Origin of the sequence: uncultured Reyranella sp., from assembly GCF_945957355.1 — a bacterium.
Taxonomy (GTDB): domain Bacteria; phylum Pseudomonadota; class Alphaproteobacteria; order Reyranellales; family Reyranellaceae; genus Reyranella.
In genome coordinates this window covers 14,644-28,111 of sequence record NZ_CAMFKM010000022.1, presented here as the reverse complement: position 1 = coordinate 28,111, position 13,468 = coordinate 14,644, and the positions used below count along the sequence as shown (strand labels likewise).

The following is a 13,468-nucleotide window of genomic DNA, read 5'->3' as shown; positions in this document are numbered from 1 at the left end:
GCCGCCCCCGAGTTAGCAATCCCCTGTCGCATTATTTGCACGTTATCGAAGCGATCTCCAGCACCCATGCGCGGGGAATCAACGTTCCCTCATGCTTTCGTGGCTATGCCGCGAAAGCGGCGACAACAGGTAACTGATGATGGTGCGCTCGCCCGTCATGATCTCCACCGTCACTGCCATGCCGGGCGCCAGGTTGACGACCTTCTCGCCGACCTTGATCTGGCTGCGATCGAGGGAGATGCGCGCGGCGTAGACGGGGTCCTGCGTCGCGCCCGCGGAGCCGGGCATCATGGAGTCCGGCGACCGTCCGTCCGGGAGGTCGCGGGTCGGGTCCGGCTTGATCGCGTCCATCGAGACGCTCTCGACGACGCCTTCCAGCAGGCCGTACTTCGTGAAATCGAAGGTCCTGACCTTGACCGCCGCCCTCTGGCCGACCTCGATGAAACCTATGTCCTGGTTTGGGACCATCGCCAGGATCTCGAGCCGGCTTCCGGTCGGCACCAGAACGAGCAGAGGCTGTGCCGGGGTGACGATCCCGCCGATCGTATGCACGGCGAGCTGCTGGACCACCCCGTCGATCGGGGCCACCAGGGAGCGCTCGCGCGTGCGCTGGGTGGTCTTCACCAGATCCTGGGTCAGAGCGGCGACGCGCTGCTCGGCCTTGGAAAGTTCATCGGCTGCCTTGCGCCGGAACTCAGCCTCCACCTGGTCACGGGTGGCCGTGATGGCGCCCAGGGCCGCGACGGCTTCGGCATGGCGGCTTTTCTGGATCAGCAGCTCGTTCTCGGTGCCGACCAGCTCGCCCTGCTCCTGCAGGTAGAGCAGCCTGGAACCGAGATCCTTCTCCATCAGCGCCCGGCGGATCTCGAACCGCTGACGCAGGATCGGGAGCATCGCCTCGATCTTGGCGATGCTGGCCGCCAGCGTCGCGACCTCCTTTTCCTTCTGGACCTTCTGGTTGTCGACCGCCGCGGTTTTGGCGCGGCGTTCGGCAACTTCGCTGTCGAGGAGATGGCGTTGAGCGGCCACCAGCGCCGGGTCCGCTTCGCCGGGCGGTTCGAACTGCGCGACCGGATCGGGTACATCGGAGAGCAGCGCGCGCAGCCGCGCCACGTCGAGGCGGCCCGCCACCAGGTCGGCCTCGGTGCGTGTGCGTTCGGCGACACTGACGGTCGAATCCAGCTCAATCAGGACGTCGCCCGCCTTGACCGTCTGGCCGTCCCTGACATGGATCGCCCTTACGATGCCGCTCTCCAGCGGCTGGATGGTCTTGGTACTGCCGCTCGGGATGATCTTGCCCTGCGCCACGGCGATGATGTCGATGGTGCCGAGGGATGCCCACAGGATCGCGGCGAGGAACACCACGATGATGAGGCCGCTGATCGCCCGCCCGATCGGCGATGGCGGCGTCTCGACGACCTCGAGCGCCGCCGGCAGGAACTCGACCTCGTGGGCATGACGCCGGACCGGCCGCGGTCTGGAGGGTGGCTTGGGCGGCGCGGCGACAGCGTCTGTCATCGGTCGCGCCCGGCCTCGGACACGACCTGAATGCCGCCCTGCAGACGATAGAGCTGGGAATAGCGGCCGCCGGTTCGCATCAGGTCCTCGTGCTTGCCGTCCTCGACGATCCGGCCGTGGTCCATGGTGACGATGCGATCGGCATGCCGGACCGCCGAGAGGCGATGCGCGATGATGAACACGGTCCGCCCCTTCGCGATCTCGGCCATGTTGTCCTGGATGATGCGTTCGCTCTCGTAGTCGAGCGCGCTGGTCGCCTCGTCGAAGATGAGGATACGCGGATCGGTCACGAGGGCCCGCGCGATGGCCAGGCGCTGGCGCTGCCCCCCCGACAGGCTGCCGCCGCGCTCGCCCACGATCGTGTCGTAACCTTCCGGCAGCTCAAGAATGAACTCGTGCGCTCCGGCCAGCTTCGCCGCGGCGATCACCTTCTCCATCGGCATCGCCGGGTCGGTCAGGGCGATGTTCTCGTGTACCGAGCGGTTCAGCAGCACGTTTTCCTGCAGCACGAACCCGACCTGGCGTCGCAGCCAAGACGTGTCGACCAGGGCGAGATCGACTCCATCGATCAGGACGCGGCCGCTTTCGGGGACGTAGAGCCTCTGGATCAGCTTCACCAGCGTGCTCTTGCCCGAGCCCGACGAGCCCACGATGCCGACCGTCTGGCCGGCCGGCACCGTGAAGTTCACGTCGTGGAGGATCTGCGAACCATCCACACGGTAGCGGAAGCTGACATGCTCGAACATCACCTCGCCGCGGATCGGTGGTCGCACCGCGCGGGTCGGGTTGTAGACGGTCTCGGCCGGGGTGTTGAGGATGTCGCCCAGCCGCGCAACCGACAGCCTGGCCTGGTGGAAGTCCTGCCACAGCTGGGCCAGGCGCAGCACCGGCTGGCTGACGCGGCCGGCCAGCATGTTGAAGGCCACCAGCTCGCCCACCGTCAGCGAGCCCGTGATCACGAGCTTGGCGCCGAAATACAACGTCGCGGCCACGACCAGCTTGTTGACGAGCTGCACCGCCTGGCTGGCGTAGTTGCCGAGGTTGGTGACGCGAAAGCTCGCGGCGACGTAACCCGCGAGCTGCTCCTCCCAGCGCCGCTGCATCTGCGGCTCCACCGCCATCGCCTTCAGGGTCTCCACGCCCGTCGTCGTCTCGATCAGGAAGGCCTGGTTCTCAGCGCCGCGCCGGAACTTCTCGTCCAGCAGCCGGCGGAAGAACGGCGTGGCGCCGGCCGAAATCGCGACATAGATGGGCAGAGAGCCGATCACGATGAAGGTGAGCAGCGGCGAATAGACGAACATGACCGCCAGGAAGACGACCGTGAAGAAGAGGTCGACCACCAGGGTGAGCGCCGAACTGGTGAGAAAATTCCGGATGTTCTCCAGCTCCTGCACGCGCGCCACCGAATCGCCGGCGCGGCGGGTCTGGAAGTAGTTGATCGGCAGCGCCAGCAGGTGCCGGAACAGTCGCGCGCCCAGCTCGACGTCGATGCGGTTGGTGGTGTGCGAGAAGAGATAGGTGCGAAGTCCTCCCAGGATGGTCTCGAAGATCGAGATGGCGACCAGGCCGAGGATGAGGACATCGAGCGTGCTGATCACCCGGTGCGACAGGACCTTGTCGATGACGACCTGGAAGAAGAGCGGGGAAACGAGGGCGAAGACCTGCAGGAAGAACGAGGCGACGAGCACCTCGCCCAGCAACCCGCGGTACTTCGCGATGGCCCCGGCGAACCAGCTGATGTCGAAGCGGCGCGTCAGGCTTGAGAGGGCGCTGCGCCGGGCCATCAGCACGATCCGGCCGTCCCATACCTCCTCCAGTTCCGCCTGCGTCATCACCCGGGGACGGGCGGCCGTGGGTTCCTGGACGAGGACCTTGCCCTCCTCCGCATTGACCTGGCCGATCAGCAGGAAACCGCCATCGCGCAAGGCGGCAATCACCGGGAGGGGCGTATGAGGCAGCCTCGCCCACCGGGTGCGCACGACCCGGGTCCTGAGCCCGAATTCCTTGCCGCAACGCACCATTTCGGCGACCCCGACCGGCCGTGCCGCAAAACGATGCCGGATCTGGTCGCCGTCGGCCGCCACCCCATGCAGGCGCATCAGCATCACCAGCGCGATGATGCCGGGATCGTTGGGCAGCTCCTTTTCAGGGTCCATGGCTCAGGGGTCTGCTTCCGCCTGTGGTCGGCGTCACGAGGATTATATTGTGTTTCTACACGCAAAAGGTAGGTTTGTAAGCGTACGGTGTCCTGAGCCGTATCGGGGGACGTGGGGGTACGGATGCCAACAGTCGCGGTCAATGTCGGTTCGGGCATGGCGACTCAGCTGGGGACGGCGAACGTCCAGGGCTGGGCGGTTTATTTCGACGCGAGCGGCAACAACCCGACCTGGACGCCCCTTACCGGTTCGGGCGCATCCCTGAATCTGCCGGATCAGCAAGGCCTCAAGGTCTACTTCATCCTGCAAAGCATCGCGCCGGGCGTCACGCCGGTCCATACGGGCGGTTCAGGGAAGAGTCCGACTGACCCTATTCAGACCGAAAGCCAGATCGTTGCGACGGCCACCCCGTCCAGCGCGCAGACGCTGAACTACCGCTACGACAGTTTCGAAGTCACCTTTACACCCGCTCCCGCCGATGCCGGCAACCTGACCGACATCAACGGCTTCGGCATCCCGATGGAGATCGACGTCGTCTATCAGGACGGCACCAGCGGCACACGCGGCTATTCGATCCCGGGCGGGGGCGTCGCCACCAGCGACACGATCTGGAACGCGCTCGTCAGTGCCGGCGGCAGCGGCAGCATCCAGTACTTCACGTCGGCCACCTCGGGCGGGCTTACCGGACCGCGCATGGCCATCTCGCCCGCTACCGCGATCTCCGAGAACATCAGCGGGACGAACTATCAGACGTCCAACTGGAACAACTACATCACGAACCTGCAGACCAGCACCGCCGTATCGGCGGGTTCGGGAGGTGCGGCCGGGGCCGAGCAGATCCAGATCACCGGCTATTTCAACGGCGCGCCGGACGCCAACCATGTCTGGCACAATGCCGGATTCTACTCCTATCGGGTGACGTTCAGCGGCGGCAATTTCGTGCTGACGCCGGACGCGGCCAGCCAGATCCAGGGCACGATCACGATCAGCCCGGCCGACCTCGCCAACAGCATCTACATGACGCTGGGCAATGCGACCGTGTCCGGCCTGGCGAACCCCAACGGGGCCGGCGGATCGACTACCCTCACGATGAATACCGGCTCCAACAACGAATGGGGCACCGTCCTGCGCGACTTTCTCGCGGGATTCACGGCCGGCTACTACGATGCGACGGGCACGTCGCTGAACTCGGCGGTTACCACGCCGCTGATCCTGAACAAGGAGTGGAACCAGGATCCGACCTATGCCTTCGGTGGCGCCTCGTCCGGCCTCGTGACGCCGCCAGGTTACGTCTACTACGACGAATACGCCAAGGTGTTCTTCAACTACACGAACTCCTACGGCAACGGCTATTCGGACTTCCTGACCCGCGCCTATAATGTCGGCCCGCTGATCGACGTAACCCAGAGCCCGACGGGGTCGCCAACGAGCAGCATCACGGTCACGCTGTTCGGGGACAGCGACACGCCGGCCGGCTACACCTCGCAGACGATCGCCAACTACATCGCCCCGACGAGCGGCGGTTACCTGGTTCCGACAGGGGTCAACACGAACGGCATCCAGACGACGCTGAACTTCAACGTCGGGCAGACGACACTGATCGACGGCACGCCGATCCAGATCATCCTGAAGGGAGCGACCGCCGCCGACGACGTCGCGCTGCCTACCATCAGTGGGTCCGGCAACTACCAGATCGTCAGCAACGGCAGCGGTGGCTATGCGACATCCGCCTACGGCATTCCCTCGGCAGGTGTCGTCAACCTGCTGGACCTGCCGGTCACGCTTGCGAACTCGGGGAATGGCGTCAACTGGTACCAGATCGTCGTCGGCACGGGAGCTGCGGCCAAGACCTTCAACCTCTACCAGACGGTCGATTCGGCCGGCATCCTGAATCCGGCCTATACCGGCCAGGGCGGCTTCATCGCCATCGACGGCCTCGCCGCGATCACCGGCACGGGGACAGGGCAGTACATCACGTCGAGCGGCGGGATGACGATCAGCTTCTTCCAGGGCGGCACCAACACGCTCGATCCGTCGCTGCTGAACACCGTCTCTGGCACCCTCGTGCCATGGGCACCGCTCGTGGGCATGCGGCCGGGCTACACGTCGAGCGGCGGCGCACCTTTCCTGCAATCCTATGAAGTCTGGAGCGCCCAGACCTCCGGCACCACGACGCCCCAGACCGTCTACAACGGCGCACTGGTATTCGGCTGGAATGGTTCCGACCAAGCTGCACTCCAGCAGCAGACAGCGAGCAGCAACTATTACGTCAACTCCTACACCAACAAGATTTTCGGCAGCAGCTACGCCAAGCTGACCTTCTCGGCTTTGAGCGGCGGCGCATTGCCCTCGGAGATATTATCGAACGGCGGCTACCTGGTGGCGCAGGCCGACTCCGACGGCAACTGGGCGACATCGACTCCGGTGTCGTTCACCAACGGCACCTATACCGTCCAGATGCAGGAGTTCGCCGATTCAGGGCTCACCTCCGCCCTCAACAACGCCAGCGTCGTCCAGAGCTTCACAGTGGCTCAGGGCGCGGCGATCAGCACCTACAACCTCTCCCTCGAGACGGGACAGACGAGCGCCGGCCTGATCCTGACGTCCGGCGGGGCCCTGACGGTGAACGGCGGTACGGCCAGCGCGACCATGGTCAGTGCGGGCGGCATCGAATACGTCGCCGGCGGCACAGACAAGGGCGCCATCGTGCTCGGCGTGCACCAGGTCTGGTCCGGCGCCAGCGCCACCAGCATGACCATCGCCAGCGGCGGCAGCGGCTTCGTCTATGGCACGACGTCGGCGGTCGCCGTCAACGGCGGCGGCTTCCAGTATGTCGGCGGGCAGGCCCATCAGTCGGTGGCCAGCGGGACGACTGTCAATTCCGGCGGCAACCAGTACATCCTCGGCAGTGGCTTCGCCTCCGGGACGACGGTGCTGAGCGGCGGCAAGCAGGTGGTCGGCGGCGCCACGTCTTCGGGCGGCGGTGGATTCGCGCTGAGCACGACCGTGCAAACCGGCGGGCAGCTCCTCGTCTCGGCCGGTGGAAGCGCCGGTTTCCACTACACGGCGACCTCGGGCCCCACGAGCGGCCAGGTCCTGATCTCGGGCAGCGCCACGATTGCCGGTGGCGCCGGCTATGTCTATTCGGGCGGCGTCGCGCTCGGCACGCTGCTACAGGGCAGCGGCAGCGTCTTGAACGTGTATTCGGGGGGCAGCGCCGGCTCGACGACGATTCAGTCGGGCACGAACCAGTACGCCTATCTGGGCGGCAGTTCGCTTGCCGCGACAGTCCAGTCGGGCGGTTTCGAGGTCGTATGGGGCACTGGCAGCGTCGCCTCCGGCGCAACGATCCTGAGCGCCGGCTACGAGTATGTCTACGACGGTGCGCAAGCCAGCAACACCACCATCCAGTCCGCCGGCACGCAGCTCGTCTGGGACTCCGGCACGATCGCTTCGAACACGAACATCCAGTTCGGCGGCCTCATGCAGGTCCACAATGGCGGATCGTCCCTGAACACGACCGTCAACGGCGGCCTCCTTGTCGTCTGGAGCGGCGGCACAGCCAGCAACACTACCCTGAACGGCTTCATCAGCAGTGGTGGCAGCGGTTCCACATTGTTCAACGGCAGCCAGCACATCGGCGCGACAGGCTCCGCCTTGGCCACCACCGTGAACAGCGGCGGCTTCCAGTACAATTATGGTGATGCGATCAGCACGATCGTCAATTCGGCAGGCTCCGCCATCACCTACTCCGGCGGCACGACGACCTCCGCGCAGATCAACGCCGGCGGCACTTACCATGTCATCGCCGGCGGCATCGCGAGCCAAATCATGGTGACCGGCGCGGGCGCCCAGGCCTACGTCTGGTCCGGCGGTTCGCTGCAGGGGGGCGCCATAGTCGACGGCGGCTTCCTCGAGGTCCTGAGCGGCGGCGTGGCGAGCGGGTCCACGATCACCTTCACCGCGTCGGGCGGGACCGTGAAGTTCGACGATTCCGTCGCCATCAGTGGAAACGTCAGCATCTCCGGCCTGGCCCCCAGCGCCGGTGCGATCGACTTCGGCGACATCGGCTACACGGCCGGCGTGACGTCGGCGACCTGGAACCAGTCGACGAGCAGCGGGGGCGTCCTCACGATCACCAGCGGCAGTCTGCAGGCCTCCATCAATCTCTTCGGCAACTACGTCGCGGGCAACTTCAAGCTGGCGAGCGATGGCGCCACCGGCACGCTGATCACCGATCCCGTCGCCAACGGCACCGACCCGTTCAGCCTGCTCGCAAATCCGCACGCCTAGACCGACGCCGGGGGCGGCATGTCCGCCCCGGCCGAACCGGTCGAGTTCTCCGACATGCCAGATCAAATCACACCACCGCCGCAGCCGGTCCTTTCGGTTACACTCGACACGCCGGCGTCCGGCGCACCGACTGCGTCGCCGCAGGCCGCGCCCCCGCAGACCGTCCCGGAGGAGCCTCCCAAGCGGGCATTCCCGGCCCCCGCGCCGAAGCCCGTTCTGCAGGGTCCCAAGGGCATCTGGTTCGACTTCAACGACGGCTGCCGCGTCGGCATCGACGATACCGGCCAGTTGCGGCGCATCCGGCTGAGCGACATCGACACCGACAACATCCTGTTCGAGACGCAGATCAAGTCCGGCCGGGTGAACAGCAGCAAGCGCTACTTCGTGCGCTTCCGCATCGAGGTCTGGGAGGGCGAGGAGAAGGTCTTCCAGCACGACTATTCCGCCGCCGACCGCGAAGTGCTGGTGCAGCTGCCGGTGGGCACGCTCGGCGACACGCTCGGCTGGTTCCCCTACGCGGTGCGCTTCAAGGAGCAGCACGGATGTCGTCTCACCGTATCGATGGCCGAATGGCTGATCCCCCTGTTCCGCGACACCCACCCCGACATCACCTTCGTCAACCACGAGCAGGTGAAGCCCGAGCGCTACTACGCCACCTACAATGTCGGGCTGTTCTTCGACGACAAGGAGGGCCTGCTGCAGCCCAGCGACTTCCGACTGGTCGGCCTGCACCGGTCGGCGGGATACATCCTGGGCGTCGATCCGACCGAGATTCCGCCCAAGCTCGCGCTGGCCAACGCCTCGCGACCGATACCTGAACGCTATGTGTGTATCGCGGCCCAGAGCACGACGCAGGCGAAGTACTGGAACAATCCGACCGGCTGGCGGGAAATCGTCGAGTTCCTGAAGCAGCACGGCTACCGGGTCATCTGCATCGACCAGCGTCCCGTCCATGGCCACGGCATCGTGTGGAACCACATTCCCTACGGCGCCGAGGACCAGACGGGCGACAAGCCGCTGCAGGAGCGCGCGCGCTGGCTGCGCCATGCCGATTTCTTCGTCGGCCTGTCGAGCGGACTGTCGTGGCTGGCCTGGGCCGCCGGGACGCCGACCGTGCTGATCAGCGGCTTCACCCATCCGACCAATGAATTCTCGACGCCTTATCGCGTCATCAACTATCACGCCTGCAACAGCTGCTGGAACGATCCGCTGCTGCGCTTCGACCACAAGGACTTCCTCTGGTGCCCGCGCCAGAAGGACACGCCCCGGCAGTTCGAGTGCACACGGCTGATCACGGCCGCGCAGGTCAAGGCCGCGATCCGCCGGATCCCCGGCTTCCCGGCCGCCGCCCCCAAACCCTGACGAGAGCCGCCGCCCGCCGCATCTTGCAGCGGCGAGTCAGCGCGTGGTCACGGCCCCGACGGTGACGGCGGTCGCGCCGGCGCCCAGGAACGGCAGCAGGATCGTCATCGCCTTTTGGATCTCCATGGACGGCGCGTTGGAGACGTAGACGATGTCCTTGTTCCTCACCGGGAAGCGCCGCGCGAGGAAGAAGCCGACCGGGTCCCGCAGCGTAAGGCGATAGATTACCGGAACCTCGGGCAGCGCCGACGGGTCGGGCCGCTGGAGGCCGAGCTGGTCGTAGTCGGCTGGCCTCTCGAAACGGATCACGAAAACCCCGGTGGGATCGGCCCGGGTATCGTTGACCCCACCCGCGCGAGCAAGCGCCTGCTCGAGCGTGATGCCGACCGCGTCGAATGGGATCACCGTGTTGACGCCGGTCGCGCCGGCGGCGGTGAAGGTCTGTGGATCGCGCGCGACACTGACCACGTCGCCAGCCTGCACATAGACGTTCTCGGCCGGATCGTTCAGGATGGCCTGCATCGGGATGCGCACCGATGCGCCGTCCCGCACCAGGGTCACGAAGACCTCATGCGCCGCCGCGCGGGTCCCGCCGGCGGCGGCGATGACATCGAGCAGCCGGTCGCCCCGCGTGGTCAGAGGCACGCGGGCCCCGTTGGTCACCTCTCCGATCACCGTCACGGTGTTGGCGACATTCCGGGTCACGGTCACCAGCACCTGGGGCTCGATCGCCTTCTCCCGCAGCGCCTGCACGATGGTCTGCTCGACTTCGGCCGGCGAGCGGCCGGCGACGCGCACGCGACCGGCATAGGGCACCGTCAGGGCGCCATCGGGGCCGACAACCTGCTCGGGAATCGTGGCGGAGCGCGAGCCGGAGCTGCCGCGGTCGTTGGCAGGTGCGGAAAAAAGCCCGCCCGAGGCCGCTTCCCAGATCACGACCTGAACGTAGTCGCCCACGCCGATCACCTGCCGGGCGGCGGGCCGCTGCCGCCCGAAGCTTCCCTGGAGCGACGCCGCGCTCCAGCGCTGCATGATCGCGACGGTGTCGGCCGTCACGTCGACCAGCGCGAACCGGGTGCCACCCGACCGTCCCGGCCGGCCGGCACTGGCGATTTCCGATGTCGTCGGACCGCTTGCCGGGAGGCTGTCACAGGACACGAGAAAGGCAGCGGCCGGCAGCGCGCTCAACAGGTGACGACGCGTCGCCAGGGTACGGGAACGGAAATGGGAACGCACGGTCGTGGGAGATCTGGAATTCACACCTAGCAGTCTCGCGGAACGCGACGACGCGCAACGCATAACTACCTGATCTTAGATGAATTCCTGTCGCCAAGGCGAGTGGACAAAGCGGGCGCGCATCGGCGCCGTTACCGCTCCGCGGCGTCGGTCATCTCGCGTCGCGGTGGCCACGCGGGCTTGCCGTCCACGATGCCGACGCTGAAGCGCACGCCGATGCCGCGGCGGTTGTCCAGATAGCGAATGCGCGCCGGCCGGAATATGTGCGCATGAGCCCGGAACGCGGAGCGCACCATCCCCACCGGATTGGCCATGAGGTCGCGCGCGAAAGGGAATTTTTCGACATAGGTCGCGAGCGCCGACGCCTTCTCGCCGATCGTATGGGCAGGCCCGGCCACACCTTCCATCTGCAGGCCCCTGATGTCCCGCCAGGTGGCAACGGGCGCGTGCACCGAAGCGGCGCAGAGCGGATTGGCCACGAGATTGCGGCAATGCCGCGAATCGAGCGAGGAGTAGAAAATCAGATTGAATCCCGAAGACGCGAAGTAGACATCGCTCGCCCACGGGACATTGTCGGCACAGGTCGCCAGGGTCATCGGGGCCACTTCGCGAAGCAGAGCTCCCGTCGCGACCTCGAATTCCTCAGATGTCATCGCCACTCCAGCGCCGGAACAGGTCATGCTCGATCTCGAACTGATCGAGAACCTTGCCGACCGTCTGGTCGACCACGTCCATGATGGTCTTGGGCCGATGGTAGAAGGACGGCGCCGGGGGCAGGATGATGCCGCCCATTTCGGCAACGGCCGTCATATGACGCAGGTGCCCGAGATGCAGCGGCGTCTCGCGCGGCACCAGGATGAGCTTGCGGCGCTCCTTCAGCGTCACGTCGGCCGCGCGGGTGAGCAGGTTTTCGTTCAGGGACAGGGCGATCTGGGCCAGGCTCTTCATGGAGCACGGCATCACCACCATGCCGGTGACCCGGAACGAGCCGCTGGAGATCGACGCCGCGAGATTGTCGTGGGCATGGACGACGTCCGCCAGTGCCCTGACGGACTCGGCGCTGCGATCCGTCTCGAGCCGCAGCGTGACCTCGGCCCCCCTGCTCAGGACGAGATGGGTCTCCACGTCGCGAATGCCCTTCAGCACTTCGAGCAGCCGGACGCCGAAGATGACTCCGCTCGACCCTGACACGCCCACAATCAGTCGCTTCATGACATTTCTCCCCTGGCTGCAGTCGTTTCCGCTGGCTTCACCGCCCCGTCGGCGATTGCCCGTCACGATGGACGAAGCACGAATCGGCGATCGTATAGGGATACTCGGGACGCTGGTCGACCACGCGGCCGAGCCTGGGCCGCAAGCTGCCGAAGGCGCGATAGATGTTCGGATAGGGTTGACCGTGGAATTTCCTCAGGATGTCCTCCCATGTCCGGGGCGCCTCCTTGACGAAGGCTTCCATCGCCCGTTCGAGTTCGGGCTCTTCCAGGATCCGGGTGTCTGCCCGCGGCGCGCCGAACGGCTCGGTGACGGCGCATTTCATGAAGCTGACCCGGTCGATATTGCCAACGATGGGGATGGTGCAATCGAAGCCGGCCTTCGGCGTGTGCACGGGCGGATGGTTGGTCTGGGCCAGCGGATCGAGTGGCAGGATGTTCAGGTCCGGAATGACGAGCGTGTCGATCTGGGGGTTGTACCGCCAGGCCATGGCCCACTTCACCTGATCGTCGTCGAAGATGTCGATGTCCTCATCGAAGACGTAGGCCAGCTTGGGGAACCACTGCCGCGAGCAGGTCAGCATCAGGCCGAGTGCCTGCTTGGCATCGCCGCCGCCCACGACCTTGATTCTCGCATAGACGATGTTGTGGCTCCCGCCATAGGGGGCATGGACGTCGAGCACGTGGATGCCCGCAAGCTTCAGCGCGCTGTAAATGTCGGACTCGATCGTCGGGTTGAAGATCATGAGATCGGTGCGGCCCGGATGAAGCCCGCCGATCGTGGCGTACTGGTAGATCGCATTCCTGCGATAGGTGATGCAGTCGACGACGAAGCGGCAGTTGCTCGGCAGCCCCGATCCGTAGGTTCCCGTGTACTCGCCGTAGGGCCCTTCGTCGTAGATCCAGCCTTCGGACGTCATCATCCGGCCCTCGAGGATGATTTCGGCGTTGGCGGGAACCGTTAGATCGTTGGTCTCGCATTTCACGACTTTCGCCGGCTCGCCATAGAAGCCGCCGAGAATGTCCCAGTCGTCCTGGCCCTCGAACGAATACATCGATGCGATCTTGTCCAGGGTGGGCCCGCCAATGACGACGGAGACCGGCATGTCCTTCCCTGCCTTCTGGTACTTCTTGGCATGGATTCGCGCGTTGTGGCTGTCGTTCCTCATGTCGATGTTCGTTTCGTTCTTCGAACGATACATGAAGCGATAAATGCCCCAGTTTATGAGCCCGGTCTCAAGATCGCGGGACACGACGTTCGTGTCCTGGATGAACGCGTGCCCATCGTAGCTGTGATAGAGGAACAGCGGGAACCGGGTCAGGTCGACGTCCTTGCCCTTCAGGACGACCTCCTTGCAAGGGGCCGTCTCCACCAGAACCGGCTTCTCCCTCTTGAGGTTGACCCGGGAGATAACCTTCCCGAGATCCCGCGGATCGCACTTGAGCGCATGGGCATATTGCTCTCGCGTGCTGTAGGCCCCGGCGAGGAAGCTGAACTCGCTGTCGATCACTTTCTCGACGAGGATCGCCTTGTTCGGCGAAGCCTCCATGAGGGTGGGCAGTTCATCCACCCGCTTCGGATCCTTGATTCGCGTCAGCTGTCCGATCGCTTCGAGTTCCTCGACGAAAGACGTCATGTCCTGCTGTGGCATGGCATGGATCCTGGTGCAGTTGGAGGCGGGGCGGCGAAGG

8 protein-coding genes are annotated in these 13,468 nt (G+C 65.5%); 2 read left to right on the top strand and 6 right to left on the bottom strand.

The window, feature by feature from the left end:
• Window positions 1–78: 78 nt before the first annotated feature.
• The gene (locus Q0Q48_RS25095) at window positions 79–1,518 is read right to left on the bottom strand and encodes an HlyD family type I secretion periplasmic adaptor subunit (RefSeq protein WP_295144294.1); all 1,440 of its coding nucleotides are present in this window, start codon (window positions 1,516–1,518) and stop codon (window positions 79–81) included.
• Entirely contained in the window at window positions 1,515–3,674 is a 2,160-nt protein-coding gene (locus tag Q0Q48_RS25090; RefSeq protein WP_295144291.1) for a type I secretion system permease/ATPase, read from the bottom strand. The genes Q0Q48_RS25095 and Q0Q48_RS25090 overlap by 4 nt, the downstream gene beginning before the upstream one ends.
• 123 nt (window positions 3,675–3,797) lie before the next feature.
• On the opposite strand from Q0Q48_RS25090, the gene Q0Q48_RS25085 reads away from it, so the two are divergent.
• The gene (locus Q0Q48_RS25085; RefSeq protein WP_295144288.1) at window positions 3,798–7,967 is read left to right on the top strand and encodes a hypothetical protein; all 4,170 of its coding nucleotides are present in this window, start codon (window positions 3,798–3,800) and stop codon (window positions 7,965–7,967) included.
• Window positions 7,968–8,021: 54 nt separating this feature from the next.
• Complete coding sequence (locus Q0Q48_RS25080; protein WP_295144284.1) at window positions 8,022–9,329, top strand: autotransporter strand-loop-strand O-heptosyltransferase; 1,308 nt, start codon at window positions 8,022–8,024, stop codon at window positions 9,327–9,329.
• 36 nt (window positions 9,330–9,365) lie between these two features.
• On the opposite strand, the gene Q0Q48_RS25075 is transcribed toward Q0Q48_RS25080, so the two are convergent.
• The 4 genes from Q0Q48_RS25075 to Q0Q48_RS25060 all read right to left on the bottom strand — a co-directional run bounded on the left by Q0Q48_RS25075 (window position 9,366) and on the right by Q0Q48_RS25060 (window position 13,428).
• Window positions 9,366–10,565: a polysaccharide biosynthesis/export family protein gene (locus tag Q0Q48_RS25075; protein WP_295144281.1), complete on the bottom strand. Its 1,200-nt coding sequence runs from the start codon at window positions 10,563–10,565 to the stop codon at window positions 9,366–9,368.
• Window positions 10,566–10,696: 131 nt separating this feature from the next.
• Window positions 10,697–11,218 (bottom strand): pyridoxamine 5'-phosphate oxidase family protein, encoded by a 522-nt coding sequence (locus Q0Q48_RS25070; protein ID WP_295144278.1) that lies wholly within the window; start codon window positions 11,216–11,218, stop codon window positions 10,697–10,699.
• Entirely contained in the window at window positions 11,208–11,777 is a 570-nt protein-coding gene (locus Q0Q48_RS25065; protein ID WP_295144275.1) for a UbiX family flavin prenyltransferase, read from the bottom strand. Before Q0Q48_RS25065 ends, Q0Q48_RS25070 begins: the two co-directional genes overlap by 11 nt.
• Before the next feature lie 37 nt (window positions 11,778–11,814).
• Window positions 11,815–13,428 carry a UbiD family decarboxylase gene (locus tag Q0Q48_RS25060; RefSeq protein WP_295144272.1) on the bottom strand — a complete coding sequence of 538 codons (1,614 nt, stop codon included), beginning with the start codon at window positions 13,426–13,428 and terminating at the stop codon, window positions 11,815–11,817.
• Between the last annotated feature and the right edge of the window lie 40 nt (window positions 13,429–13,468).